Annotated in this window: 26 protein-coding genes; 12 read left to right on the top strand and 14 right to left on the bottom strand. The window is 64.8% G+C overall.

The window, feature by feature from the left end:
* The first annotated feature begins 4 nt into the window (after positions 1–4).
* Complete coding sequence (locus tag A9D60_RS11170) at positions 5–232, top strand: GDCCVxC domain-containing (seleno)protein (RefSeq protein WP_065267671.1); 228 nt, start codon at positions 5–7, stop codon at positions 230–232.
* A gap of 359 nt (positions 233–591) precedes the next feature.
* Entirely contained in the window at positions 592–1,302 is a 711-nt protein-coding gene (locus A9D60_RS11165) for a CDP-alcohol phosphatidyltransferase family protein (RefSeq protein WP_065267670.1), read from the top strand.
* An 81-nt stretch (positions 1,303–1,383) separates the two neighbouring features.
* On the opposite strand, the gene A9D60_RS11160 is transcribed toward A9D60_RS11165, so the two are convergent.
* Positions 1,384–1,836, bottom strand: a complete 453-nt coding sequence (locus A9D60_RS11160) for a methylated-DNA--[protein]-cysteine S-methyltransferase (protein WP_065267669.1) — start codon at positions 1,834–1,836, stop codon at positions 1,384–1,386.
* A gap of 181 nt (positions 1,837–2,017) precedes the next feature.
* Between A9D60_RS11160 and A9D60_RS11155 the strand changes: the two genes are divergently transcribed.
* Entirely contained in the window at positions 2,018–2,359 is a 342-nt protein-coding gene (locus tag A9D60_RS11155) for a hypothetical protein (RefSeq protein WP_065267668.1), read from the top strand.
* A 130-nt stretch (positions 2,360–2,489) separates the two neighbouring features.
* Entirely contained in the window at positions 2,490–2,840 is a 351-nt protein-coding gene (locus A9D60_RS11150; RefSeq protein ID WP_065267667.1) for a hypothetical protein, read from the top strand.
* A 19-nt stretch (positions 2,841–2,859) separates the two neighbouring features.
* Here the strand turns inward: A9D60_RS11150 and A9D60_RS11145 are convergent, their stop codons facing one another.
* The 6 genes from A9D60_RS11145 to A9D60_RS11120 all read right to left on the bottom strand — a co-directional run bounded on the left by A9D60_RS11145 (position 2,860) and on the right by A9D60_RS11120 (position 11,176).
* Complete coding sequence (locus A9D60_RS11145) at positions 2,860–3,882, bottom strand: transporter substrate-binding domain-containing protein (RefSeq protein WP_065267666.1); 1,023 nt, start codon at positions 3,880–3,882, stop codon at positions 2,860–2,862.
* Between the two features lie 14 nt (positions 3,883–3,896).
* Entirely contained in the window at positions 3,897–4,976 is a 1,080-nt protein-coding gene (locus A9D60_RS11140) for a transporter substrate-binding domain-containing protein (RefSeq protein ID WP_065267665.1), read from the bottom strand.
* Positions 4,977–5,111: 135 nt separating this feature from the next.
* A complete protein-coding gene (locus A9D60_RS11135; RefSeq protein WP_065267664.1) occupies positions 5,112–5,858 on the bottom strand; it encodes a hypothetical protein in 747 nt (248 codons plus the stop codon).
* Positions 5,859–6,091: 233 nt separating this feature from the next.
* Positions 6,092–9,109 (bottom strand): isoleucine--tRNA ligase, encoded by a 3,018-nt coding sequence (gene ileS / locus A9D60_RS11130; RefSeq protein WP_065267663.1) that lies wholly within the window; start codon positions 9,107–9,109, stop codon positions 6,092–6,094.
* A 269-nt stretch (positions 9,110–9,378) separates the two neighbouring features.
* A complete protein-coding gene (locus tag A9D60_RS11125) occupies positions 9,379–9,867 on the bottom strand; it encodes a DUF2269 family protein (protein WP_065267662.1) in 489 nt (162 codons plus the stop codon).
* Between the two features lies 1 nt (position 9,868).
* Positions 9,869–11,176, bottom strand: coding sequence for an SDR family oxidoreductase (locus tag A9D60_RS11120; RefSeq protein ID WP_083194160.1), 1,308 nt, complete (start codon positions 11,174–11,176; stop codon positions 9,869–9,871).
* 157 nt (positions 11,177–11,333) lie between these two features.
* On the opposite strand from A9D60_RS11120, the gene A9D60_RS11115 reads away from it, so the two are divergent.
* A complete protein-coding gene (locus A9D60_RS11115) occupies positions 11,334–11,756 on the top strand; it encodes a group III truncated hemoglobin (RefSeq protein ID WP_065267660.1) in 423 nt (140 codons plus the stop codon).
* Between the two features lie 6 nt (positions 11,757–11,762).
* Here the strand turns inward: A9D60_RS11115 and A9D60_RS11110 are convergent, their stop codons facing one another.
* The 3 genes from A9D60_RS11110 to A9D60_RS11100 are packed head-to-tail and all read right to left on the bottom strand — an operon-like array spanning position 11,763 to position 14,616.
* Positions 11,763–12,752 (bottom strand): YcjF family protein, encoded by a 990-nt coding sequence (locus A9D60_RS11110; protein ID WP_065267659.1) that lies wholly within the window; start codon positions 12,750–12,752, stop codon positions 11,763–11,765.
* Positions 12,749–13,204 carry a GNAT family N-acetyltransferase gene (locus A9D60_RS11105; RefSeq protein ID WP_065267658.1) on the bottom strand — a complete coding sequence of 152 codons (456 nt, stop codon included), beginning with the start codon at positions 13,202–13,204 and terminating at the stop codon, positions 12,749–12,751. The genes A9D60_RS11110 and A9D60_RS11105 overlap by 4 nt, the downstream gene beginning before the upstream one ends.
* The gene (locus A9D60_RS11100) at positions 13,201–14,616 is read right to left on the bottom strand and encodes a YcjX family protein (protein WP_065267657.1); all 1,416 of its coding nucleotides are present in this window, start codon (positions 14,614–14,616) and stop codon (positions 13,201–13,203) included. The genes A9D60_RS11105 and A9D60_RS11100 overlap by 4 nt, the downstream gene beginning before the upstream one ends.
* 112 nt (positions 14,617–14,728) lie before the next feature.
* Here A9D60_RS11100 and truA point away from each other — a divergent pair, with 112 nt between their 5' ends.
* From truA to A9D60_RS11085, 3 genes are all read left to right on the top strand, one after another.
* Positions 14,729–15,496 carry a tRNA pseudouridine(38-40) synthase TruA gene (truA, locus tag A9D60_RS11095; protein ID WP_065267656.1) on the top strand — a complete coding sequence of 256 codons (768 nt, stop codon included), beginning with the start codon at positions 14,729–14,731 and terminating at the stop codon, positions 15,494–15,496.
* A gap of 188 nt (positions 15,497–15,684) precedes the next feature.
* Positions 15,685–16,425 carry an NYN domain-containing protein gene (locus A9D60_RS11090; RefSeq protein WP_065267655.1) on the top strand — a complete coding sequence of 247 codons (741 nt, stop codon included), beginning with the start codon at positions 15,685–15,687 and terminating at the stop codon, positions 16,423–16,425.
* A 92-nt stretch (positions 16,426–16,517) separates the two neighbouring features.
* The gene (locus A9D60_RS11085) at positions 16,518–17,453 is read left to right on the top strand and encodes a 2-hydroxyacid dehydrogenase (protein WP_065267654.1); all 936 of its coding nucleotides are present in this window, start codon (positions 16,518–16,520) and stop codon (positions 17,451–17,453) included.
* 25 nt (positions 17,454–17,478) lie between these two features.
* Here the strand turns inward: A9D60_RS11085 and A9D60_RS11080 are convergent, their stop codons facing one another.
* From A9D60_RS11080 to A9D60_RS11070, 3 genes are all read right to left on the bottom strand, one after another.
* Positions 17,479–18,375, bottom strand: a complete 897-nt coding sequence (locus tag A9D60_RS11080; protein ID WP_065267653.1) for an ankyrin repeat domain-containing protein — start codon at positions 18,373–18,375, stop codon at positions 17,479–17,481.
* Positions 18,376–18,571: 196 nt separating this feature from the next.
* A complete protein-coding gene (gcvH, locus tag A9D60_RS11075; RefSeq protein WP_065267652.1) occupies positions 18,572–18,931 on the bottom strand; it encodes a glycine cleavage system protein GcvH in 360 nt (119 codons plus the stop codon).
* A 174-nt stretch (positions 18,932–19,105) separates the two neighbouring features.
* Positions 19,106–20,554, bottom strand: coding sequence for a glutamine synthetase family protein (locus A9D60_RS11070; protein WP_065267651.1), 1,449 nt, complete (start codon positions 20,552–20,554; stop codon positions 19,106–19,108).
* Here A9D60_RS11070 and A9D60_RS11065 point away from each other — a divergent pair.
* The 4 genes from A9D60_RS11065 (at position 20,553) to A9D60_RS11050 (ending at position 23,030) form a co-directional block, all read left to right on the top strand.
* A complete protein-coding gene (locus A9D60_RS11065) occupies positions 20,553–20,768 on the top strand; it encodes a hypothetical protein (RefSeq protein ID WP_065267650.1) in 216 nt (71 codons plus the stop codon). The two genes, A9D60_RS11070 and A9D60_RS11065, sit on opposite strands and share 2 nt — an antisense overlap.
* A complete protein-coding gene (locus tag A9D60_RS11060; protein ID WP_065267649.1) occupies positions 20,768–21,544 on the top strand; it encodes an IclR family transcriptional regulator domain-containing protein in 777 nt (258 codons plus the stop codon). The genes A9D60_RS11065 and A9D60_RS11060 overlap by 1 nt, the downstream gene beginning before the upstream one ends.
* 66 nt (positions 21,545–21,610) lie before the next feature.
* On the top strand, positions 21,611–21,925 hold the full coding sequence (locus A9D60_RS11055) for a hypothetical protein (RefSeq protein WP_065267648.1): 315 nt from the start codon (positions 21,611–21,613) through the stop codon (positions 21,923–21,925).
* A gap of 121 nt (positions 21,926–22,046) precedes the next feature.
* Positions 22,047–23,030 carry a type I glyceraldehyde-3-phosphate dehydrogenase gene (locus A9D60_RS11050; protein ID WP_175392943.1) on the top strand — a complete coding sequence of 328 codons (984 nt, stop codon included), beginning with the start codon at positions 22,047–22,049 and terminating at the stop codon, positions 23,028–23,030.
* A 49-nt stretch (positions 23,031–23,079) separates the two neighbouring features.
* Here A9D60_RS11050 and A9D60_RS11045 read toward each other — a convergent pair whose 3' ends face one another.
* Positions 23,080–23,688 (bottom strand): hypothetical protein, encoded by a 609-nt coding sequence (locus tag A9D60_RS11045; protein WP_065267646.1) that lies wholly within the window; start codon positions 23,686–23,688, stop codon positions 23,080–23,082.
* Positions 23,689–23,721: the final 33 nt, after the last annotated feature.

Raw genomic sequence — 23,721 nt, 5'->3', positions numbered from 1 at the left:
GCCCATGTCCGGCAAACAAACCCTGCAAGTGGAACTGACCAGTATCCTGACCTGCCCCGCCTGCGGGCATGAGGCGGCAGAGGAGATGCCGCAGGACGCCTGCCAGTGGTTTCACGAGTGCCCCGCCTGCAAAACCCTATTGCGGCCAAAGCCCGGCGATTGCTGCGTTTTCTGCTCTTACGGGACGGTCCCCTGCCCGCCGGTGCAAGCGGGTGACGGCTGCTGCGGGTGACGGGCAGGCAGCCTGATTTAATAAAATACGCGCTATTTTGCGCATCTGGCAGCAAGCCTCTGTTAAGCCGCTGCAGGCCAGATGGCAGAAACCGATCCAGAAAGGATTCTGCCATGACAAGTGCCGGCTATGCCGTTTCGTTTTCCGATGGTGCCCCTGCGGCTCCTGCTCCGCCGCCCGGCGTACAGCCTTGGGAACGTGACCGGCCCGCAAACTCCCCCTTCTCCTCTCCCGCCATCACCGACCCGGTGCCGTATGGCCGCCGCATGGCCCGAATTCTGCTGCCGGCAGGTACGGATTTCCGCCCAAATTTGCACTGAACGGTTGCGGGCCCGGGGCAAATTCGCCATCACGGTCGGATGACACCTCAGATCCGCGCCCTCTCCGTTCATCTGCTGACCGCCACCGGTGCTGTCTTTGCCATGCTGGCCATGCTGGCTGCCGCCGAAGGCAAATGGAGCCTGATGTTCCTGTGGCTGGTGGTGGCCTTTGCGGTGGACGGCATCGACGGGCCGCTGGCGCGGCACTATCACGTCAAGCGCTACTCGCCGGAATTCGACGGGGTGCTGCTGGACCTGATCATCGACTACCTGACCTATGTCTTCATCCCTGCCTTCGCCCTGTTCCAATCCGGGCTGATGGCAGGCTGGACCGGCTGGTTTGCGATCATCGTGATCACCTTCGGGAGTGCGATGTACTACGCCGACACGCGGATGAAGACCAAAGACAATTCCTTTTCCGGCTATCCCGGCGTGTGGAACATGCCGGTGCTGGTGATCTTTGCGCTGGAGCCGAGCCATTGGACCAGCCTTGTGCTGGTGACGCTGCTGTCCGTGGCGATGTTCCTGCCGCTGAAGTTCATCCATCCCGTGCGCACGGTGCGCTGGCGCAAGGTTTCGCTGCCTATGGCGCTGGCCTGGACCTTCTTTGCCGGCTGGGCCGCCTGGGTCGACTTCTACCCGGCCAGCTGGGCCCATTGGGGGCTGGTGGTCACGTCGGTCTACCTGCTGTTTGTCGGCATCGCCCAGCAGATCGTGCCGGAAAAACGCCGCAGCTCTTCCACGGCCTGACAGCCTCGGGCAGTGCGGGTATTCCGGCAGTCGTGAGTCCTGCGCCTCTGAAAACGCTGGCCCCGGATGCAGCCGGCCGCGTCAGATCAGAAGGCTGGCGGCGCCTTCGAGTTTCAGCAGCGCCACCTTGGTCTCCACGCCGCCCTTGCCGGAAAACCCGCCAAGCCCGGAAGCGCCCAGCACCCGGTGGCAGGGAATGATCACCGGGATCGGATTGCCGCCACAGGCATTACCGACCGGCTGCGGCGGGGCACCCAGATCCCTGGCAATATCACCATAAGTGCGTGTTTCGCCAAAGGGGATCGCCAGCATCGCGTCGCAGACAGCGCGTTGGAAGTCTGAACCCGCCACCTGCAGCGGCAGATCGAACTCCGTCAGTTCCCCCGCAAAATAGGCGTGCAGCTGCTCCAGCGCCCGTGACAGCAGCGCGGACTGGCCGCTGGCCTCAGCCGTCCAGTTCAGCCGCACGATGGCGCCGTCCCGCTCTGACACGCTGAGCGGTCCAACGGGCGTCTCAAGGCTTGCTGAAATCATGTCTTTCCTCCGGCCTGCAGGCGGCTGCATTCTCCTGTGCCGCCACCTGAACTGCAAGCCCCGCCCAGCCACGCCGGCAGCGGTGTGTTAACGTCTTGTTAACCAGTGCTAAAGGTTTCCTGCCAGGTTGTATCAAATTCTACTAAAGTGAATTTCAAGAACAGAGCTAAAGGTCAGTAATATGTTTGCACCAGTCTCCAGCACCGCCGGTTTCTATACCTCGATGAAGCGGATTCAGGCTCCGGCAGCCGGCACCGCAGCTGACGCAACCCTGACCAACGGCATGGTGCCGGCCCGCGACGCCCTTCAGGCCGGCGAGCACGCTGACGCCCTCACCACCCAATACATCGGCCCCGCCCGCGAAGCTGCCCGGGCAGAAGCGCTGGAACCGCGCCCGGTAAAAGGCATCGACATGGATGCGTTTTATCAGGATCTGATGAATGGCTGCCAGGCCGGCCCCAAGCCGGTGAGCGCGCTGGCTGCAGAAGCGAACTATGCCAAGGTGCAGCGGATCATCGGCTGAGCGCAGCCGGAGCCGGACCGCGGGAACAGCAACAAACTCCAATGGCGGAATATGTTAAGACGCTGTTAAGCCTATTGTGGTAAAAACCGGTTTAAGATCGGTTCAATGCCTTTGCGAAGGACCCTCTGTGATGTTTATACCAGTTGCAGGACGTGTAGATCCTATCAAGCCGAACCGCGGCTTCCTGACCGCCCGGCCCGTTGTCCGCTCTGACGATCCGGACAAAAGCGAATCCGCCGACAACACGCCGCGCGGCCAGGAAGAGCACGCGCAGGACGCGCTGCATCCGGAAGGCGGAGGTGCCATCTGGGATGTTCCCGGACAGGATACACCTGAGCCCGCCGAAGAGCTGTTTCACGAAAATGCCGTGCTGGCAGAGCACCTGCTGCTGCAGCGCGCCTGGCCTGCAGACCGGATCACCCCGGGTGAGGTCAAGGCTGCCTATCACGGCTATCAGGAGGCCAGATCGCTGACGGCCTGACCTCCCTCAACCGCTCACCTTACTGCAGTTGCGCCCAGAACAATTCCAGATGGCGCGACATGATCTCCTCGAACCGGCCGCTGTCGCGCAGGTTCTGCAGACCCGCGTTGATCCGGTAAAGATGGGTGGTGCCGCGCCAGTGGCGCTTGGAAATCACCACATGCAGGCCTTCTTCCGACAGCGGTTTCTCCAGCGGCACCACAGTGTCGCGCAGATCTTCCGCGACGATCGTGTTGGCGCCCAGGAACAGGTTTACCGCCGCGGCATCAACCTGGCCGTCTGCCACCATTCGAAAACAGTCGGCCGGGGTCGCGGGCTGAACCAGTTCGATCTTTCCATCGGCCAGCCAGCGCCGGTCAGGACGGTTCAGGTCATGGGTGAAATACCCCGCCGGGCGGCATAGGGTCTTGCCTTCGACGTCAGTGTCCGCGGCGTACTCAAACCCGCCGCCGGCCCGCACAAACAGCATGATCGGCATGGTCATGACCGGCTCGGAGAAATGGAAGTTCACGCAGCGTTCGTTGTCCGGTTCAGCCGCGCAGTCGGGCTTGAGCCAGGGGAAACCCATGTCGAACTCTTTCTTGTCCAGCATCGGGAACAGGTGTTTGGACCAGTCGTCCTCCCAGCTGACCGAATAGCTGACCGGCGCGGGCGCCAGTTCCAGCGCAGCGTTGATGAGCTCCGTTACCATGCCCTGCCCGGGCAGGCTGCGGTCGGTGAAGGGGCCGTAGCCGCTGCCGGTGAGCAGCGTCAGTTCCGCCTTTTCCTGGCGCAGCGGGGTGGCATCCGGCGCGGTGGCGCCGGTGATGCAGGGGATGAACAGTTTGCGCCCCGGCAGCACGGTGGCACCGGCCAGCAGTTTCTGGTTGGCGTAGTAAACCATGGTCCAGCGGTTGCGGTCGCCGTAATGGGTCTCTGCGATCGTGAACAGCGAGTCCCCGGGCTGCGCCACGTAGTCCACGTCGCAAATCGCCCAGGCAGCTGCCGGCGCCAGGGTGAACAGGGCGGCCAGCTGTAAAAGGCGTGAGAAAAGCCGTCTCATACAGGCATCCTCCCTCAGAACCCGGCCCAGATCCGGGCCATGTGATCTTCGACGATGGTCTGGTAGCTGCCATCCTCCTGAATCGACCGCAGGCCCTTGTTGATCATCGCCAACATCTCATCCGCGCGCGGGTGGGTCTTGTGCACCACCACATAGATGCCCAGCACCGACAGCGGCTGCGGCAGCACGGTGAACTGGTCGGCAATGCCCGCCTCCTTCATCACGCTGCGGCCGGTGAATTCGTTGATCGCCACGGCGTCCGCCTCACCCGCGGCCACCATGTCAAAGCAGTCCTTCACCTTGTGCGGCTGTTTCAGGGTGATTTTCTTCTCGGCGATCCAGTTGCGGCCGCGCTCATCCAGATCGAAGGTCAGGTAACCCTCGGGGCGGCACAGTGTCTTGCCCTCGATGTCGCTGTCGCTGGTGAACGCAAACGGCCGGTCCTTATGCGCGAACAGCAGCATCAGGGTTTCAAACATCGGTTCAGAGAAGTGGAAATTCTGACAGCGGTAGCTGTCCGGCATGGTCTCGCAGTCGGGCTTGTACCAGGGGAAACCCAGGTCCAGCAGAGCGTTGGACAGGAGCGGGTCGAAATGCGAGGACCAGTCGTTGACCCAGTGGATCGCGTAGCCCTCAGCCGGGGCAGCCTGGGTCATCGCTGCATTCACCACCTCGGTGATCAGGCCGCCGTTGTGCGAGGCTTTGGACGTGAACGGCGCGTAGTCATCACCGGTCAGCAGGTTGATTTTCTGCCGCACCGCCGCGTTGCCCGGCGCCACCTTGACCGGCACCGCGGATGCGGGGGCGGCGGCGGAGATGTCCTTGCCGCCCGGCAGGCCCAGCGGCAGGCCCTCTAGGCAGGCCAGCGAAAGCTTCATGCCGACCCGGATAGCACCCGGCTTGGGGCCGATCTGGTCGATGTTGCGGTTGTGGATGGCGCTCCACTTGCCCGCGTCCTTGTACAGCTTGTCGGCAATCACCGACAGGCTGTCACCGGACTGAACGGTATAGATGCCGCCGCAGGTTTCAGCAGCGGCGGACGTGGCAAAGAGGCCGGACAGCCCAATGGCGGCGGCAGCGAAAAAGGTCTTCATGATCCCCCCGGAAGTGTACGGCGCCTGATCCGCAGAAATGGCAGGCGGCGCCTGTTGTTTTGTTGTTGATTAAGGTCCGCGGGCAGAACTGCTGCCCGCGCGGCAGCGCCTTTCTGGCGCGGCAGCCGATGGGTCTTAGTTGCCGACGAACAGCGCCAGCAGCGTTGCGGTATCCACCCGCCCGTCAGCGCCGATCAGGCTGGCCGGAACAGTGATTTCCTGACGTTCATAGGCGCCGTTCACCAGCTGGTCGATATAGGCCGCGGACTGGCCCTGCGCGGCGGCGGTCAGCACCATCTTGTAAAGCGCCGAACCCTCGGCAGGCGCGGCCGGCGCATCCTGAACCGCCGAGGCGGGCTGTGCCTGCTTGCTGCGCAGGGCGGCCAGCGTGCCTTCGGTGATGCGGGCGACCAATGCATCCTCGCCGCTGGCAGCGGAGCCTTCCAGACCCGCTGCAGCCGCGGCCCCTGCGGGAAGCTCTGCCACAGCTTGCTCAGCCGCTACCGGCTGATCCGCCGACGGAGCACTGCCGCCGAACTGGAAGTAGAGCAGCATCGCAGAAGCAACCGCCAGCCCTGCGGCAGCGAGGCCCAGTTTTGGTAGCGCAGATCCACTCTCCGCCGGCAAAGGTGCAAACTGCTGCGGTTCCATGGCCGGTTCCGGCGTCGCGGGGGCGGGTTTCGCAGCACTGACCGGATTGTCGGGCTTGGCGTCTTTTGCAGTTCCGCCGGCCGCGGGCTTCGCCTTGGCCGGCCCCGTGCTGGCGGCGACCAGACCGATTTTGATATTCTTTGGTGCTGACACCCCGTCAATCCGGATTGCCGCGCTGCGCACCTTGACCGGCTCAGCCGCCGGCTGCGCATCCGCTTTCAGCTTCAGCATTGAAAATTGCCCCCTGCCCCATGCCATCTTTTGAAATGACGTAAAAATCTACATGGAATTAACGAATTCTTAACCAATTGTGGAAAACCGGTCAACATCTAGAGGAATCCGCCGCAAGAGAGCACAAGGAATTTCGCGGATAACGTGTGGAAAATGACGCAGAAAGGGCGTAAAAATGACAACGCCCAGCGGTCAGGCTGGGCGTTGCGTGCAATTAAAGGGTGATATGGGGACTATCCCAGTGCGCTGTCGCAGCGGCCGCAAACGCCCTCATGACCGTGGCTGCCGACATCCGGCAGGATTTTCCAGCAGCGCTGGCACTTGCCGCCATCGGCCTTTTCAAACACCACCGACACGCCGTCCACTTCCGGCATCCGGAAGGCTTCCGCCGGGGCGGGGTCATTGGTCAGCGCGATGTCCGAGGTGATGCAGATATCAGCGAAGTTCACCGACTTCAGTGCCGCCAGCGCCTCTCCGTCGCGCACATGCACCACCGGCGCAGCCTCCAGCGAGGCACCGATCACCTTGTCGGTGCGCTGCACCTCCAGCGCTGCGGTCACCACCCGGCGGGCCTGGCGGATCTTGGACCACTTGGCGGCCAGCGGCTCATTCAGCCAGTCGGCAGGCGTCACCGGGATGTCCTGCAGGTGCACGGAGCTGCCCTCGCCCGGGTATTTCTCCAGCCAGACCTCTTCCATAGTGAAGACCAGGATCGGCGCCAGCCAGGTGGTCAGGCGGTGGAACAGGATATCCAGCACGGTGCGGGCTGCACGGGCATTCAGCGTGTCGCCATCGCAATAAAGCGCATCCTTGCGGATATCGAAGTAGAAGGCCGACAGATCCACGGTGGCAAAGTTGAAGACCGCCGAGAACACGCCTTGGAAGTCGAACGACTGGTAGCCGGTGCGCACCTTGTGGTCGAGTTCGGCCAGACGGTGCAGCACCCACTGCTCCAGCTCCGGCATATCCGCGGGCTCAACCCGCTGATCCTCGCTGAAATCGCCCAGGGAGCCCAGCATGAACCGCATGGTGTTGCGCAGGCGGCGGTAGCTGTCGGCGGTGCCCTTCAGGATTTCCGGGCCGATCCGCTGGTCGGCGGTGTAGTCGGTCTGGGCCACCCACAGGCGCAGGATGTCGGCGCCGTATTGTTTGACGACCTCTTCCGGCACGATGGTATTGCCGAGCGACTTGGACATTTTCATGCCCTTCTCGTCCAGCGTGAAGCCATGGGTCACCACGTTGCGGTAAGGCGCGCGGCCCTTGGTGCCGCAGGCCTGCAGCAGCGAGGAATGGAACCAGCCGCGGTGCTGGTCGGTGCCTTCCATGTAGACGTCGGCGATGCCGTCCTCGGTGCCGTCTTCGCGGTCGCGCAGCACAAAGGCATGGGTCGAACCGGAGTCAAACCACACATCGAGAACGTCAAAGACCTGGTCATAGGCGTCCGCATCAACGATGCCGTCCAGCACGCGGGCCTTGAAGCCGTCCTGATACCAGACGTCGGCGCCGTGTTCCTCGAATTCTGCGACGATGCGTTTGTTCACGTCTTCGTTGCGCAGCAGGAAGTCCGCATCGGTCGGCAACGCGCCCTTCCTGGTGAAGCAGGTCAGCGGCACGCCCCAGGCACGCTGGCGCGACAGAACCCAGTCGGGGCGGCTTTCGATCATCGAATGCAGGCGGTTGCGGCCGGTCTGCGGCCACCATTTCACCAGTTCGTCGATCGAGCGCAGCGCGCGTTCGCGGATGCTGTCGCCCATCTCACCCATGCCGTCGTCCAGCCTGCGGTCGACGGAGGCAAACCACTGCGGCGTGTTGCGGTAGATGATCGGCGCCTTGGAGCGCCAGGAATGCGGGTAGCTGTGCTTGATCTTGCCGCGCGCCAGCAGGCCGCCGACCTCAACCAGCTTGTCGATGATCTTTTTGTTGGCATCGCCCTCGCCGCCCTTGCGGTTGAGGATGTAGGTGCCGCCGAAGAACGGCAGGTCAGCGCGGAAGCCGCCGTCATCCATGACGTTGTAGGTGATCATCTGCTCCAGCATGTTCAGGTCACGGTAGAGCTCGAATTCCTCCATACCGTGGCTGGGTGCGCAGTGGACAAAGCCGGTGCCTTCGGTGTCGGTCACAAAAGGCGCCGCGCGGAAGTCGCGGATACCGTCCCATTCGCCGTTGGAGCCTTCGGTGCCGTGCAGCGGGTGGGTGAGGCCGATGCCTGCCAGATCCGATGTCGGCACGTCAGCTACGCGGGTATACTGGTCGTCGCTCAGGCGCGCGCGCTTGAACACCTCAGCCGCCAGATTGTCGGCCAGGATGTACTTGTCACCCACCGCGGCCCAGCATTCATCCGGTGTGCCGGTGACTTCATAGAGGCCGTAGGCAATGTCTTTGCCGAAAACCACGGCCTTGTTCGAGGGGATGGTCCAAGGAGTAGTGGTCCAGATTACAACCTGAGCACCCAACAGATCTTCCCGAACCGCCTGCGGTTCTTGGGCATAGTGCCGTCCAGCTGCCATTTCTTGAGGCGACAAGCCATTCCCGTCGCCTTTCGCAGCCTGCGCCACCTTGAATTTCACCCAGATGGTGAAGCTTTCCTTGTCGTGGTATTCGACCTCGGCCTCGGCCAGCGCAGTTTTCTCGACCGGCGACCACATCACGGGCTTGGAGCCCTGATAGAGCGTGCCGTTCATCAGGAATTTCATGAACTCGTCAGCAATCACAGCCTCGGCGTGGTAGTTCATGGTCAGATACGGGTCATCCCAGTTGCCGGTGATGCCCAGACGCTTGAACTCCTCGCGCTGAATGTCGACCCAGCTGTCGGCGAAGGCGCGGCATTCCTGGCGGAATTCGACAACCGGCACCGCGTCCTTGTTCTTGCCCTTCTTGCGGTACTGCTCCTCGATCTTCCATTCGATCGGCAGGCCGTGACAATCCCAGCCTGGCACATAACGGCTGTCGAAACCCATCATCTGATGGGAGCGGACGATCATGTCCTTGATGGTCTTGTTCAGCGCGTGGCCGATGTGCAGGTGGCCGTTCGCGTAGGGCGGTCCGTCGTGCAAGGTAAAGGGCTTGCGTTCGCCGTCGCCGCCCTTGGCTGCGGCGGCCTTCTCGCGGAGCTTGTCGTAAACGCCGATCCGGGCCCAGCGTTCCAGCCAGGCAGGCTCGCGCTTGGGCAGGCCTGCGCGCATCGGGAAATCGGTTTTCGGCAGGTTCAGGGTGTCTTTGTAGTCAGGCGTCTGGGGCGTGTCGGCGCACATCGGGGGCGTCCTTTGGATGATCAAGGTCGGAAATTGGGATATTCGGTTCGGCGCGATGGCTCAAGCGCCTTTGCCCGGCGGCTCAATGGTTTCAGAGCGCCGGGGATATAATTCGAATAATGATGGCCGCGAATAGGGACATGAAGCGCCTTATAGGACGGGCGCGCGGGAGGGTAAAGCGGCAGATGTGCCGCATATTGATGAGGGCAGCGCCCGCCCCGATGGGGGGGCGGGCGCTGCCCGGCCTGCGGCCAGGCAATAGGTAAGAACTAGCGTACCAGCCAGACGCCCAGATCCGGACGTGCCAGCATCAGCCAGAGGATTGCCAGCACCGCGGCAAAGGCCGGAATGCCGCAGGCAAACCAGATCGCAAACAGGCGATGATATCGCGCGGGCAGCGCCCCTCCCGCCTCTGCCGCCGCCCGCGCCAGATCGCGCAGCCGCAGCTGGATCCAGACCACCGGCAGCCAGAACAGCCCTGTCAGCACATAAAGCCCCAGCGACAGCGCCAGCCAGCCGGCGCTCAGCGGCCAGCCCAGCCGCCAGGCCAGCAACCCGCCGGTGACAGGCTGCGCAATCACTGCCGTGGCGGTGAACAACAGGTCTGCCAGCACCACGATGCTGGCAGTGTGGGCAATCAGCGCCGCGTCGCGTGTCCGGTATGCCATCAGCATGAAAAAGGCGATGCCCGCGCCGGTTCCCAGCAGCACACAGGCGCCTATGACATGCAGCCAGCGCAGGATCAGGTCGAGGTCCATCTCAACGCTCCTGCAGCAGCTGATGGGTGATCAGCGCCAGCAGCAGTCCCGGCAGCACCTTGACCAGCGGCCCCAGCGGATCCGCCCACATCTGCGGCGTGACCGCTGTGGCCGCACCCAAGTAGATCAGCGAGACCGTCACCATGCCCAGGCAGGCCCGCGCGGCCCAGGGCCGCCACAGGATGGCCAGCCCCATGGCAATGTCGGCAAGCGACCAGAATGCAACGCTGGCTTTCGCCGTCAGGCTGCCCCATCCCGCATCCGTCAGCACCGCCACCGCAGCCTTTATCTGCCATAAACCAATCAAGCCCGAGGCCAGCCAGAACAGGCTCAGCACCGTGACGGCAGCCGGCATCAGCAGGGCCATTCGCGCATCCAGCCGGTGCGCGCGCCCGGAAGACAGCGATTTGTAGATAGTCTGGAGCGGTGCAATCCCCTGTCCCATGGCAGCCCGGTACGGTGCGGGATCACCGCGCACACCGCTGCGGATTTCGGCCATTGCTGTCGTGCGCAAGGGCGAGCGCCAGCCAAGGCGGCCCAGCAAATCGGCACATCCCGCCACCGGCGGCAGCAGCCAATCCGGGAGGCGCAGCTGCCAGCGCGCCGAGGCAAACCCCAGCCACACCCGGGTCTCTGCCAGCACCTCCGCCAGGGTCAGCGGCTGGTCCTCGACCAAGTCATAGGTGCCTTGCGGCAGATCCCCGCGCAGCGCAGCAGTAACCGCCGCTGCCAGATCCGCCATGCCGATGCATTGCACCTGCGCATCTGCCAGCGCCACTGGCTGCACCAGCGGCACTGCCGCCAGCATCCGCAAGAGGCGGGTTCCGCCATAGGCATTTTGTCCGATCACCAGCCCCGGCTTCAGGATCCAGGCCGCAACGCCAGAGGCCCGCAAGGCCGCGTCGCCGCGCCCCTTGCTGCGCATGAACTCTGTCCCGGCGTCCGGCCCTGCCCCGGCCGCCGAAATCTGCACCACAGCGATGCCCCGCTCTGCACAGGCCGCCCCCAGGGCTGCGATGGCCGTGTGATGCACCATCTCCAGCTCGCCCGGCGACATGTCCTGCAGCACCCCCGCGCAGTTGACCACGGCGTCCACGCCCTGCAGCAGCGGCGCCCAATCCTCTGGCTGCGAAAGCTGCAGCAGATCGCCCTGCACAAACGGAACGCCAGGCAGCACCCTTGCCGCCTGCCCGGCACTGCGGCCCAGGCCGTTCATGCTAAACCCCGCGGTCTGCAAGGCGCGCACCACCTCAGCCCCGATAAACCCGTAGGCGCCCAGAACCAGCACCCGCATTGCGTTCTCCGCCATCAATGAATGCCTTTTATAAAATCTCCCGCTCACCATAGCGGCAGGAGCCGCAGGCACCAGCACAGCCTTGAACAAGCGCTGCGGCAGATACGCCTTCCCCCTTTCGTCGGCCTTTGCTTCGTCCTATCTAGCGGTCGATGGCAGGCCGGAGCAGACAATGACCGACACCGAAACAACAAACCCGCTGGCGCGGTTCGAGATCACCGCGGAAGATATTTCCCGTGTGGTTGCCGTGTTTTACATGCAGGTGCGTGCGGACGACGTGCTGGGGCCGGTGTTTGCCGCCCACGTCACCGACTGGCCAGAGCATGAGGAGAAGATCGCAGGCTTCTGGCGCAACGCCATCCTGCGCGAGCGCACTTACAGCGGCAATCCGATGCGGGTGCATGTATCGCGGCCCGACGTGAAGGCAGAGCATTTTCCGCTGTGGCTGGGCCTGTTTCACCAGGTGCTGCGGGCCGAGCTGCCGGAGCGCACCGCGCAGCAATGGGGTGCCCTGGCCAACCGCATCGGCGAAGGCTTCCGCACTGGTATCGTGGCCATGCGGCAGCCCAAGGACCAGCCGCCCAAACTGTTCTGACGGCGCCTATTTTCCTTTTGAAAACAATCCCGTTAGCGCCCGCTGCACCACTTTGCGGGTGCTGGGTTTATGCTGCGCAGAGAACGGCATCGGGCGGCAGACCTCCATCGCGGCGATGCCGACGCGGGCGGACAGGGCGCCGTTGACCAGCCCCTCGCCGAACCGGCGGGAGAGCTTGGACAGCACCGACCCGCCCAGCACCGGCTCCAGCAGGTCATCGCCTGCGGCCACCGCGCCGGTGGCGGCCAGATGCGCCAGCACCGCGCGGGTCAGCCGCCAGGAGCTGAAGAAACCGGGCCGGCCGCCATAGATCCCCGCGACCCGGCGGATCATCCTGAGCGAGGAGACCAGCGCCGTCAGGATATCCGCCAGCGCCATCGGCACCAGCGCCGTCACCGTCGCAACCTGCCGGGCCGCGGCCTCCACTTCGCGCAAGGCAATGGAGTCCAGCGGCACCAGCAGCTCTTCCTCTGCCAGCAGCAGGAGGGCATCGCCGTCCATCACCTCATCCTGGCGCTCCGCCAGCCGGGCCTGATGCCAGCTAAGATCCTCGCGGCCCTTGTAGAAAGCCTCCAGCCGGGTGGTGAAGGCGCGGGCGGCGGTCAGATCAGCGGCCTCTGCTGCCTGATGGCGCAGCGCGTCGACGCGGCGCAGCCGCGAGAGCGCGGCCAGTTCGCGCAGGGCCATGGCCAGCGCCAGCAGCAGAAGCAGCCCCAGCCCGGCGGTGACCGCCCAGCCGAGCACCGGCACCCGCGCGATCAGGCCGGCGGCAAAATCCCAGGCCGCGACGGAGGCTATGGCGCCAATGACGGCAACCAGCAGCGCCCAGAACCAGCGGGCCAGCCGCGACGGGCGCCGCGCGGCGATGCGAGCCGCTTGCTCCATTGCGTTTGGCCGCGCTGCCATGGGAGCGGGATCAGGCACCGGCGGCGCCTCTGCGACAGAGGGGGCGTCAGCCTCCTCCTCCAGATCAAACAGGACCGGCTTGTTGCTCATGCCGCGGCCTCCTGCACGGCCCGCCACTCATAAGTGATGTCAGGCAGGCCCTCTTCATTGCCAGAGCCATCGCCGCGGGCGACCTCGGCAAACCCCTCCCGCAGATAGAACCGCTGCGCCCTTGTGTTGGCGGCAAAGGTGTTCAGCACCAGCCGAGGCGCGGCCGCCTTGGCCGCATCCAGCAGCATCTTGCCCACCCCCTGCCCGCAGGCGCCCGGGGCGAGATAGAGCGAGCAGACCTCCCGCTCCTTAAGGGCCAGGAAACCCAGAACCGTCCTGTCCCGCTCCGCCACGGTCACCCAGCCCCGTTCGATCATCATGCCGCAGAACATGATCGTTTGAGCCGATGAATAGAGCTTGGGCATCCAGGCGGTATCCTGCTGGAAACGGTAGAGAATATCACCGGTTGCCCCCGCATCGAGAGGCGTGGCAGGACGCAAGCAGAGGGTCACAGGGCATCTCCGATCAGGAAATCTGCGGCACGGTCCAGGCGGATATGCGGCGGGCCGCTGCCGTGTTTCAGGGTGAGCGGCGCAGGGGCAAAGGCCATCGCCTGATAGTCGCCTTCCAGCCATCGCTCCGCCCCTTGCCGCGCCGGGGCCAGCAGCTGCGCAGGGTCTTGCGGCAAAGCGCCGGGGTAAAAGGCTGCCTGCTTGCCGCTCTCCAGAAGGGTGCCGCGCACGCAAGGAAGCTCGGCGCCGTTGTGGGGGCGCATTTCCTCGGTGGTGGTGCGCAGCGACGCCATCGCCAGCGCCGCGGTCTCGGCGCCGGCAAAGCGGGCGCGGTCCTGCGCCTCGCGCGTCAGCGCCTCAATGATTGCGGTCATCTGCGGGTGCTGGGCGTGGTGCAGGTGGTCGGCCTTGGTCGCGGCGAACAGAATCTTCTCCACCCGATTGCCGCCCAGAAGCCGGGTCAGGAAATGGTTGCGGCCCGGTTTGAAGGCGCTGAGGATATCCGTCATTGCATGGCGCAGATCCTCCACCGCCTGCGGGCCGGAATGGATCGCCGAGAGCGCATCCACCAGCACCACCTGCCGGTCGATACGGGCGAAGTGATCGCGGAAGAAGGGTCTCACGACCTTGGACTTATAAGCCTCGTAGCGCCGCTCCATCTCCCGCCACAGGCTGCCGCGCGGCGGGCTGCCGTCCTGCGGCAGGGGTGCGAAGGTCAGCACCGGCGAACCTTCCAGATCGCCAGGCAGCAGGAAGCGGCCCGGGGTGCAGTCATAGAAACCGGCGGCGCGGGCGGTTGTCAGGTACTGCGTGAAGGCGGCGGCGAGCGCCTGGGCCTGCGGCTCGTCATGGGCGCTTGCAGGGTCGGCCTTGGACTGTTCTGACAGAAAGCGGTCCGCCTGCGGACGGCTGGCAATGCGGGCGAGAATATCGGTGGACCACTCGGCGTAGGTTTTATCCAAAAGCGCCAGATCCAGCAGCCACTCGCCGGGGTAGTCGACAATGTCCAGATGCATCGTGCGCGGCCCCTGCAAGCCCGCAAGCAGGCCCGCGGGCCGCACCTTCAGGCTGAGACGCAGTTCGGATACCGCCCGCGTGCTGTCCGGCCAATGGGGGGACGGCCCGGTCAGCGCCGCGAGGTGATTTTCATAATCGAACCGCGGCACGGTGTCGTCGGGCTGGGGTTGCAGGAAGGCGGCCTCGATCCGCCCCTCGCGCGCGGCGCCAAGCTGCAGCATCCGGCCCCGGTCCATCAGGTTGGCGACCAGCGAAGTGATGAACACCGTCTTGCCGGAGCGCGCCAGCCCGGTGACACCCAGCCGGACCGGCCGGTCGAACAGCGCTGCGGAGAGGCCGCTTGTGACGCTCTCCACCCCGCTCATCACCCCGTCTGCAAGGGAGGTTATCACCAAGGCCCTGATCCTGCTCTGTTCTTGCTGCTGACAAGATAGGCAGCATCCCGCCGGGATACCAGACCACACGCGGGGCTTGCCCCGGCCCGGCCCTGTTGCTAGTTGCCCGGCCATGCCGCGTTTTGCTTTGAAAGTCGAATACCACGGGAAGCCTTTTGCCGGCTGGCAAAGGCAGAAGGACCTGCCGTCCGTGCAGGGTGCAATCGAGGCTGCGCTGGCGCGGCTGGAGCCGGGGGAGCACACCATCGCCGCTGCCGGGCGCACCGACACCGGTGTGCATGCGCTGGGACAAGTGGCGCATTGCGATATGGCCAAGGACTGGGATCCGTTCCGCCTGTCGGAGGCGCTGAATTATCACCTGAAGCCCGATCCCGTGGCTATTGTGGACTGTGCCCGGGTGGAGGGTGACTGGCACGCGCGGTTCTCCGCGGTGGAGCGGCAGTATCTGTTCCGCATCCTGATCCGCCGTGCGCCTGCGACCCATGACGCAGGCCAGGTCTGGCAGATCAATCACGATCTCGATGCGGAGGCCATGCAGGAAGCCGCCAACTATCTGATCGGCAACCATGATTTCACCACCTTCCGCTCCTCGATCTGCCAGGCGGCCAGCCCGGTCAAGACGCTGGATGAGCTGCGGGTGGAGCGGGTGCAAGGGTTCTCCGGGCCTGAGATCCATTTCCACGTCCGTGCCCGCAGCTTCCTGCACAACCAAGTCAGGAGCTTTGTCGGCACGCTGGAGCGGGTCGGCGCCGGCGCCTGGGAGCCAGCGGACGTGAAAGCTGCCCTAGAGGCCTGCGACCGGGCGGCCTGCGGGCCGGTCTGCCCGGGGCATGGCCTGTATCTGGCGCGGGTGGGGTATCCCTACGATCCCTTTGCCTGACCCCGGAAACGGGGGGTGACATCTGTACACCCCCTGTGCACCGCCTGTACACCGGGCCGCTGCCACGCCCGCGCCATTCTATCGCCACAACAGCCGTTCAAACTCACGCAGAAACCAGCGAACCAGACGTATTCCTGCGGTGGCACCCCGCGCCGCCCCGCCAGCAATCAAGAGGCAAAGATCCCGCAATGGCAAGCCCGTCAAAACCGCCCCTTCTGGCCGTCCTGATCGACGCCGACAATATCTCCGCCAAACACGCCGAGGCGATGTTCGAGGAGATCGCCTCTTTCGGGGAGGCCAGCATCCGGCGCATCTATGGCGACTTTGCCGGCGGCGGGCCGCAGGGCTGGAACAAGGAGAAGCTGGCGTCGCTGGCGATTGTGCCGCACCAGCAGTTTGCCAATACCACCGGCAAGAACGCCTCTGACATCGCGCTGGTGATCGACGCGATGGACATCCTGCATTCGGGCCGTTTCGACGGCTTTGTGCTGATCTCCTCGGACAGCGATTTCACCCGGCTGGCCAGCCGCATCCGCGAACAGGGGGTGGATGTGTTCGGCATGGGGATGCGCAAGACGCCGGCCGCCTTTGTGCGGGCCTGCAAACGGTTCATCTATGTGGAGAACCTGCTGGAGGATTCATCCAAGGCCAAGCCGAAGCCCAAGAAGGACGACGGCTCCGGCAACGGCAACGCGCCCGCTGAACTGCCGGACCCGGCCAAGCTGGTGGTGCGGGCAATGGATGCGATCGGTCAGGAGGACGAATGGTTCACCCTTGGGCAAATCGGCCAGTACATATCGGCAGCGTTTCCGGATTTCGACACCCGCAGCTATGGCAAGCGCAAGCTGAGCGACCTGATTGCGTCGCTGAAACTGTTTGAAACCAAGCCCGGCGAGGGCAACCAGATCCTGGTGCGGCGACGCGACTAGCCTCTGCCTCCTGAAGTCAGAAACCGTCTTTCGCTTTGGTGCAAACCGTGGCTTAGTCCCGGCAAAGGGACGCGGAACGGGGAGGAACGCGCATGGCAATGCTAATCAGCATCGGCCACGACGGCTGGTATACCGAGGAACAGCTGGCAGAGGAGCTGCGGGCGATGGCGCCCGGCGCTGATATCCGGCCGGTCTCTGCCCCCGGCAATCTGGATGAGATCACGGTGCTGGGCGTTTCCGCACTGAAGGGCGATCTTCCGGCGCAGCTGCCGAACCTGCAGCTGGTGCAGAAACTGGGTGCGGGTGTGGACACTATCGTGGCGCACCCCGGCCTGGCACCGCATGTGCGGGTGGCCCGGCTGAAGCCGCTGGAGCCCGCGCATGAGATCGCAGAATTCTGCCTGGCCTATGTGCTGCGCGATCAGCGCAATTTGCTGACCCATGCAGCCTCGCAGACCCGCAGCGCCTGGGAACCGCTGGCGCCGAAACGGCCGCAGGAGACCACCGTGGGCATACTGGGGCTGGGCCACATCGGCAGCATGACGGCGCGGCTGATGCGCGACCTGCGATTCCGGGTGCTGGGCTGGAGCCGCTCACCCAAGGAGATCGAGGGCGTCGACTGCCGCCACGGCGAAACAGCGCTGGCGCAGATGCTGGGCGAATGCGACTATGTCTGCTCGATCCTGCCCTCCACCCCCGCCACCCGCGGGCTGATGAATTCGGAAACACTGGCGGCAATGAAACCAGGTGCGGTGCTGATAAATGCGGGCCGCGGCGACCTGGTGGATGAACCCGCGCTGCTGTCGGCACTGGACAAAGGCACGCCCGGCCACGCGGTGCTGGATGTGGTGCGCAAAGAGCCGCTGCCCGCAGACAACCCGCTGTGGGCGCACCCGCAAGTCACCATCACCCCGCATGTGTCCGGCTGGCACCTGGGCGACGCGCTGAAAGACGTGGTGGAGAACCTGCGGCGGCTGGAAGCGGGTGAAGACCTGCTGCACGAAGTGGACCGTGAACGGGGGTATTGAGCCCCTGCCCTGCGCAATTCACCTGCTAGAGCGGAAGACTTGAGAGATAGGCGATAATGGCGGTCCGCGCGGCACGGTCAGGCTGGCCGCCGCGGCTCATTTCCGTTCCGGGAACGGTATTGAACGGGTCGGCGAGAAACAGGTTCAGCTCCTCGGCGGTCCAGTCGCCTGTTTGCGCCAGCATTGCCCTGGAATATGGAAACCCTTCGACCGACGCCTTGGCCCGGCCCACGATACCGGCAAGGCTGGGGCCGGGATGCTGGCCGGTACCCGTCTCGCCGGGTGCCATGCCGTGGCAGCCGGCGCACTCAAACGCCAGAACGCGCCCTTCCTCGGGGTCGGCGGCTTCCAGCTCCTCTGTCTGCAGGGGTTCGACCGGCGCCGGGACGGCCCCCATTTCCCGCAGAAATGCGGCCATTTCCGTCCGGCCCTTCAGCTCGGCAAAGTGGATCGCGGGCCAGCCGTAGCGGACTGCCGCCGCATTCACATCGGCACCATTGCTGAGCAGCAGGCGGGCGGCCTCCATGGCGCCGCGCTCCGCTGCCTGATGCAGCGGCATCATCAAGTCTTCACCGCCCGGCAGGTTCGGGTCGGCACCAGCCTCCAGCAGGACTGAGACGATGCCGGTGTGGTTGTTGCGGGCAGCAATGCCGAGCACCGTGCCGAAATCTGTTGCTGAATCAGGCAAAGCTCCTGCGGACAGCAGGTAGCGCACAGCTTCCTCCTGCCCGCGCTGGGCCGCGAAGTAGAGCGGCTTGGCCAGCGTATCCGGGTCAGGTCTTGAGCCCTCCGGCAAGGCCGCCTTCAAGGCAGGCATATCGCCCGAGGACGCCAAGGGAACCAAGTTTTGAGCCCCAGCCGCGCCGGGAAAAAGAACAAGCAGCAGAAGCAGGCGGGCTGGCCGGAAGAAACGCAGCGGCATCTTGCGTCCTCCTTCAGAAAGTCTGACGGACGCAATGTAACATGGCAGGCGCATCGCGCCAAAATACGCTGTGACTGGCAGTCGGCCGGTTCTGCAGCATCAGCGCCGCTGCCCCTGCCGGCTCGAACCGGCCGACGGCACAGGCCCTGCGCTGCTGTGGAAAAGTGTGGCGGCCCCGAGCGGGGCCGCAGCCGGATCAGCTGATGAAGTCCTTGTAGCCCGCCTCATCCATGTAATCGTCCATCGGGGACAGGTCCGACGGCTTGATCTTGAAGAACCAGGCGTCGCCCTCTGCGTCCTCGTTCACCTTGCCGGGGTCGTCGGCGAGCGCTTCGTTCACCTCGACGATCTCACCGTCGAGCGGGGCGAGGATGTCGGAGGCGGCCTTGACCGATTCAATCACCACGATCTCGTCATCCTTGGACACTTCGGTGCCCGGCTCGGGCAGCTCGACATAGACCACTTCGCCCAGCTGCTCGGCGGCGTGGGCGGTGATGCCGACAGTGATCAGGTCGCCCTCGGGCAGCAGCCACTCGTGTTCCTCGGTGTATTTCATGGGGGTGTTTTCCTTCGAAGAGGCGTGGGTTTTAATGTCTCGGGCCGCCGGAAATGGCGCCGCGGATGGCAAGGGGCCGCCCCTCGCATACGCGGGTATACGGTATCAACGGGCGGGGCCGGCGATCAAGACGGCAATTCATCTGGAGGGAGAGATTTTGCTTCCTGCCGGGGCTCAGAAGAGGTTGAAATACTCCGCCTGCTCCCATTCGCTGACGGTATCCAGATAGCGTTCCCACTCAAACGTCTTGAGCTGCAGCAGGTAGTCCGCGGTGTCCGCGCCCAGCGCTTCGCGGCAGAGGGAAGAGTTTGCGAAACCTTCCAGCGCCTGGCCCAGCGAGCGCGGCAGGCGGTCGGCGTCTTCGCTGTAGGGCGACAGGGTGGGTTTCGGGGCCTCCAGCCCCTCCCGGATGCCGGCGGCGCCCGCGATGATCTGGGCGGCAAGCGCGTAATAGGGGTTGGCGGAGCTGTCCGGCGCGCGGTTCTCGATCCGGCTGGCGGGGTCGTGGGGCTGCATCAGCACGCGCAGCATGGCGCCGCGGTTGTCCTCGCCCCAGCCGATGCGGCTGGGGGCCAGCTGGAACGGCAGGTAGCGTTTGTAGCTGTTCACCGTGGGGGCGATCAGCAGCGAGGTTTCGGCGGCGTATTTCAAGAGGCCCGCCATCCAGGCGCTGGCGGGCGGGCTGAGCATTCCGGCGGTTTCCGGCATGAACAGGTTGCGGCCCGTGGCGAGGTCCTGCAGCGACTGGTGAACGTGCCAGCCGTTGGCCATGGCGTTGTCCAGCCGCGGCTTGGCCATGAAGCTGGCGTGCAACCCGTTCCGGGCGCAGACCTCCTTGACCATGGTGCGGAACATCACCATCGCGTCGGCCTGCGCCATCGCGCTTTCGGGGGCGAAGGTGAACTCAACCTGGCTGGGGCCCATTTCGATCTCCACCGAGAGCACAGGCAGACCCAGTTTCTGGGCGTTGCGGCGCAGCAGGTCGAGGATGCCCTCAACCTCGCCATAGCGGGTTTCGGTCAGGTACTGGTAGCCCTGCGTCAGGTTGCGGGTCTGCACCGGGGCACCGGGGCGGCTGGCCTGGGCGTGGGCAGCGGATTTATCGGCAAGTTCAAACAGGTGGAACTCCACCTCCAGCCCGAAGGTGGTGGCCATGCCCTGCCCCGCCAGCATCTCCACCTGCCGCTGCAGCACGGCGCAGGGGGCAAAGGGGATAGGCCGGCCGTCCGGGTAAACCGGCGTGCAGAAGATCCAGGCGGAATGGCCGGACCAGGGCAGCGCGCGCCAGGTGTCCGGGCGCGGCACCAGCAGCACGTCGCCCGCCCCCTGCATCGGCCCGGCCAGATCCGCGCCCTCCTCCCACACCGGAAAGGCGGTGCGGTGGGAGGTGTCCTTGAGCAGCAGGGTTGCGGGCACGTTGAGGCCACGGTCGAAGATACCGGCAAAGGCCTCTGACATCACCGTCTTGCCGCGCAACAGCCCGTGCTGGTCGGGGAACAGTACCCGCACCGTCTCGATCCCGTCGAACTGCGCGCGGGAGGTGATCTCCGCCGCCTTGCGGCAGTCCTCGGGGGTCAGAAGCCCCAGGCGGGCCAGTTTGCCGGATGTGAAATCGTGTGCCATGGGCGGCCTCTCGGGTGTAGAGCTATTTGAAATTGCACCGGAAATGCCCGCACGTCCAGTCGGCGGCGGATATTCCCGCAACCCGTTGCGCAATCTGGATATTGCGGTGCCTTTGCGCCTTGACAGCGTTCGCAAAGCGAACATTGATGCCAGCATCCGCACAATGTCCAGCCGGGCAGCGGCACTAAAGGAACAGAACGGGACGGCCAGTTGATGACAGCGGCAGATCAGGACAGGAATATTTCGTCGAGCTTTGCCAAGGGGCTGGCGGTTCTGGCGGTGTTTGACGCGGAGACCCCCAGCATGACACTGGCCGAGATCGCCCGGCGCAGCGGCCAGGACCGGGCCACCGCCCGCAGGGGCGCGCTGACGCTGGTGCAGGCGGGCTATCTGCGTCAGGACGGGCGGATGCTGTCGCTGACCCCGCGGGTGCTGGCGCTGGCGGGCGGGTTCCTGCAGGCCAACCAGTTCGGCCGCCGGGTGCAGCCGGTGCTGAACCGCCACGCCCGGCAGATGGAAACCGAGGTGACACTGGCGATGCTGGATCAGGGCCGGGTGCTGCTGCTGGCGCAATCCACCGTCGAGCACGGCCACATCACCTATGGCTTCACTGCCGGTTCGCATATTCCGCTGGCGCATACCAGCCTGGGGCGGATGCTGCTGGCCGGGCTGCCGGAGGGTCAGTCCGCCGGGGTGCTGGCGGAAACGGACCTCCCGCGCCACACAGAGACCTCGCTGACCGATACCGCGGTCATTCTGGAGCGCGTCGTACAGGCCCGGGAGCAAGGGTATTGCCTGACGGACAGCGAATTCGAGTCCGGGATCACCGGCTATGCGGTGCCTGTGTCGCGCCCCGGCCGGACACCTATCGTGGCCGGCTGCTCTGCGCCGCGGGGCCAGCAGCCGGAAGCGGATGCCGAGCGGCTGCTGCGCGGGCTGCAACTGTGCGCGGCAGAGCTGCGCCAGGCGGAAGCGGTGGATCACCTGTAAGCAGCACCTTGCAATGCCCCTGCCCTGCGCTAGGCTGAGGCCAGTGATTACCGCAGGAGCATTTCGATGATGAAACAGACTGCATTGGCAGCGGCCCTTTGCGCCGCGCTGGCCCCGGCTGCAGGGGCCAAGGGCGTCGAAGGCAAACAGGTCACCGTCCTGGGCCGTGACTGGGTGGTGGCCCCGGTGGAGGACGCCCCGGGCCGCTACAGCGCCACCCGGATGAACCTGGAGCATCTGGCCTTCCGCCCGCCCGCGGTGCTGACAGCGCGCCAGGCGGTCAGGGCCATTCGCACCGCCACCGGCTGCAGCGTCAATCTGGACACGATGGTGCGCAACATCACCGGCACCTACTATGCGCAGGTGATCTGCCGCAAATAGCAACGCGCCTGACGCTTGCGCGGTTTGGCAGGGTTTTTCTGAAACATCCTCTTGGGAAATGTGATCATTTTCCCAAGCACAGCGGATTGAGCGGCGCCAGTGCGCCTGCCATAGATTGCGCATGAAACTTGCTATCAACGGATTCGGCCGCATCGGCCGCGCCATCCTGCGCCAGATTCTGACCACGTCGCGCGGGGACGGCATAGAGGTGGTGCGGATCAATGATATCGCGCCCTTGGACATGTGCGCCTATCTGTTTCAGTACGACAGCACCTTTGGCCCCTTTGGCCATCCGGTTGAACACGGTGATGACGCGCTGCTGGTGATGGGGCGCAGTATTCCGGTGAGCCATGAGCCCGACCTGACCAAAGTTGACCTGAGCGGTGTCGATCTGGTCCTGGAATGCACCGGCATTGCGCGGACGTCTGACGTGGCGGAGCGCGGTCTGAAGGCGGGCGCTGCCAAGGTGCTGATCTCCGGCCCCTCTCCCGCGGCTGAACTGACCGTGGTGCTGGGTGCAAATGAAGAGACGCTGGGCGATGCGCGGATCGTCTCCAACGCCTCCTGCACCACCAACGGGCTGACGCCGCTGGTCAAGCTGCTGGATCAGATCGCCGGGATCGACACCGCGCATATGACCACCATCCACTGTTACACAAACTCGCAGCCGATGGTGGACGCGCCGCGCGGCGATTTTGCGCGCTCGCGCGGCGGCGCGCAGTCGATGGTGCCGACGACTACCTCCGCCATGCATCTGATCGATGAGGTGCTGCCGCATTTGAAAGGCCGGGTCAGCGGGGCCGCGGTGCGGGTGCCGACGGCCAGCGTTTCTGCCATTGATCTGGTCGCACATCTGAAAACCCCGATGAACGAGGCAGAGTTCACTGCTGCACTGCGCGAGGGCGTTTCCGCGTCCGAGGTGCTGGGCTGGACTGACAGGCCGCTGGTCTCTTCCGACCTGCGGGCGCGGCCGGAATCGCTGGTGATTGCCGGGCCGGAAACCCGCATGGCCGGGGACGCCCAGGTGCGGGTGTTCGGCTGGTATGACAATGAATGGGGCTTCTCTGCGCGGATGCTGGATGTGGCGCGGCTGATGGCCGGGTAGCCCCCCTGTCCTTCTGCTCCGACTGCAAGCCCGCCTCCGGCGGGCTTTGCTATTCCTGCGGGCAGCGCCTTTTGCCGGCCAGACGCAGCCAGCGGAAGATCATCGTCAGCGCCAGCATGCAGACAGCAAGGCCGAGCAGATCGCCTGCGGCATAAACCGCCATTACCGGCAGCTGATCGCCGGGAAAGATCAGGCCCGAAAACACAACCGACTGCCCCGCCGAATTGATCAGCGAGGCCAGCGCGCCAACCGCCAGAAGACTGGTCCAGGAAATCCGCCGCGGCTGGCCGGCATAGAGGTTCCAGCCGAACAGCCCTGCGATTTCAAAGGCCACAAAGGCAGAGACCGCACCAACGGCGACAGATTCCAGCAGCACAGGTTCCATCAGTTGGCGCACTCCGGCTTCGGTAAATATCCACTCCGACAGGAAAGCGCCCGCAGCCAGCGGCAGAACCGCCCGCCAGCCCAGCAGCCAAACCGCCAGCACCCGCACCCCATGCGGCAGGTAAATTAGGCTGGCAAAGACTGTGATCTCCGGCAGGAAAATCCCCTGCACAGGCGTCACCACCCAGGCGGTCAGCCCGTGACAGATGATATAGGCGGCCGTGATCACCGCAAAACTTTGAAGGCCAGCAAACAGCTGAAATACTCGTCTCATACCGCTCCCTTTAGACGGGAGCGGGGAAACCTG

Origin of the sequence: Leisingera sp. JC1 (assembly GCF_001679925.1) — a bacterium.
Lineage (GTDB): Bacteria > Pseudomonadota > Alphaproteobacteria > Rhodobacterales > Rhodobacteraceae > Leisingera.
Note: the sequence above shows the minus strand (reverse complement) of the source record. Positions and strands in the feature narration are given on the sequence as shown.

Excerpts from the sequence above, each read along its gene's own strand:
- A9D60_RS11080 (WP_065267653.1), bottom strand. The coding sequence starts at position 18,375 with ATGCCGCTGCGTTTCTTCCGGCCAGCCCGCCTGCTTCTGCTGCTTGTT.
- A9D60_RS11145 (WP_065267666.1), bottom strand. The coding sequence starts at position 3,882 with ATGAGACGGCTTTTCTCACGCCTTTTACAGCTGGCCGCCCTGTTCACC.
- gcvH (WP_065267652.1), bottom strand. The coding sequence starts at position 18,931 with ATGAAATACACCGAGGAACACGAGTGGCTGCTGCCCGAGGGCGACCTG.
- A9D60_RS11065 (WP_065267650.1), top strand. The coding sequence starts at position 20,553 with ATGGGCGGCCTCTCGGGTGTAGAGCTATTTGAAATTGCACCGGAAATG.
- A9D60_RS11125 (WP_065267662.1), bottom strand. The coding sequence starts at position 9,867 with ATGGACCTCGACCTGATCCTGCGCTGGCTGCATGTCATAGGCGCCTGT.
- A9D60_RS11045 (WP_065267646.1), bottom strand. The coding sequence starts at position 23,688 with ATGAGACGAGTATTTCAGCTGTTTGCTGGCCTTCAAAGTTTTGCGGTG.
- A9D60_RS11135 (WP_065267664.1), bottom strand. The coding sequence starts at position 5,858 with ATGCTGAAGCTGAAAGCGGATGCGCAGCCGGCGGCTGAGCCGGTCAAG.
- A9D60_RS11150 (WP_065267667.1), top strand. The coding sequence starts at position 2,490 with ATGTTTATACCAGTTGCAGGACGTGTAGATCCTATCAAGCCGAACCGC.
- A9D60_RS11160 (WP_065267669.1), bottom strand. The coding sequence starts at position 1,836 with ATGATTTCAGCAAGCCTTGAGACGCCCGTTGGACCGCTCAGCGTGTCA.
- A9D60_RS11050 (WP_175392943.1), top strand. The coding sequence starts at position 22,047 with ATGAAACTTGCTATCAACGGATTCGGCCGCATCGGCCGCGCCATCCTG.
- A9D60_RS11090 (WP_065267655.1), top strand. The coding sequence starts at position 15,685 with ATGGCAAGCCCGTCAAAACCGCCCCTTCTGGCCGTCCTGATCGACGCC.
- A9D60_RS11060 (WP_065267649.1), top strand. The coding sequence starts at position 20,768 with ATGACAGCGGCAGATCAGGACAGGAATATTTCGTCGAGCTTTGCCAAG.
- A9D60_RS11055 (WP_065267648.1), top strand. The coding sequence starts at position 21,611 with ATGATGAAACAGACTGCATTGGCAGCGGCCCTTTGCGCCGCGCTGGCC.
- truA (WP_065267656.1), top strand. The coding sequence starts at position 14,729 with ATGCCGCGTTTTGCTTTGAAAGTCGAATACCACGGGAAGCCTTTTGCC.
- A9D60_RS11085 (WP_065267654.1), top strand. The coding sequence starts at position 16,518 with ATGGCAATGCTAATCAGCATCGGCCACGACGGCTGGTATACCGAGGAA.
- A9D60_RS11170 (WP_065267671.1), top strand. The coding sequence starts at position 5 with ATGTCCGGCAAACAAACCCTGCAAGTGGAACTGACCAGTATCCTGACC.
- ileS (WP_065267663.1), bottom strand. The coding sequence starts at position 9,109 with ATGTGCGCCGACACGCCCCAGACGCCTGACTACAAAGACACCCTGAAC.
- A9D60_RS11070 (WP_065267651.1), bottom strand. The coding sequence starts at position 20,554 with ATGGCACACGATTTCACATCCGGCAAACTGGCCCGCCTGGGGCTTCTG.
- A9D60_RS11140 (WP_065267665.1), bottom strand. The coding sequence starts at position 4,976 with ATGAAGACCTTTTTCGCTGCCGCCGCCATTGGGCTGTCCGGCCTCTTT.
- A9D60_RS11120 (WP_083194160.1), bottom strand. The coding sequence starts at position 11,176 with ATGGCGGAGAACGCAATGCGGGTGCTGGTTCTGGGCGCCTACGGGTTT.
- A9D60_RS11110 (WP_065267659.1), bottom strand. The coding sequence starts at position 12,752 with ATGAGCAACAAGCCGGTCCTGTTTGATCTGGAGGAGGAGGCTGACGCC.
- A9D60_RS11115 (WP_065267660.1), top strand. The coding sequence starts at position 11,334 with ATGACCGACACCGAAACAACAAACCCGCTGGCGCGGTTCGAGATCACC.
- A9D60_RS11165 (WP_065267670.1), top strand. The coding sequence starts at position 592 with ATGACACCTCAGATCCGCGCCCTCTCCGTTCATCTGCTGACCGCCACC.
- A9D60_RS11155 (WP_065267668.1), top strand. The coding sequence starts at position 2,018 with ATGTTTGCACCAGTCTCCAGCACCGCCGGTTTCTATACCTCGATGAAG.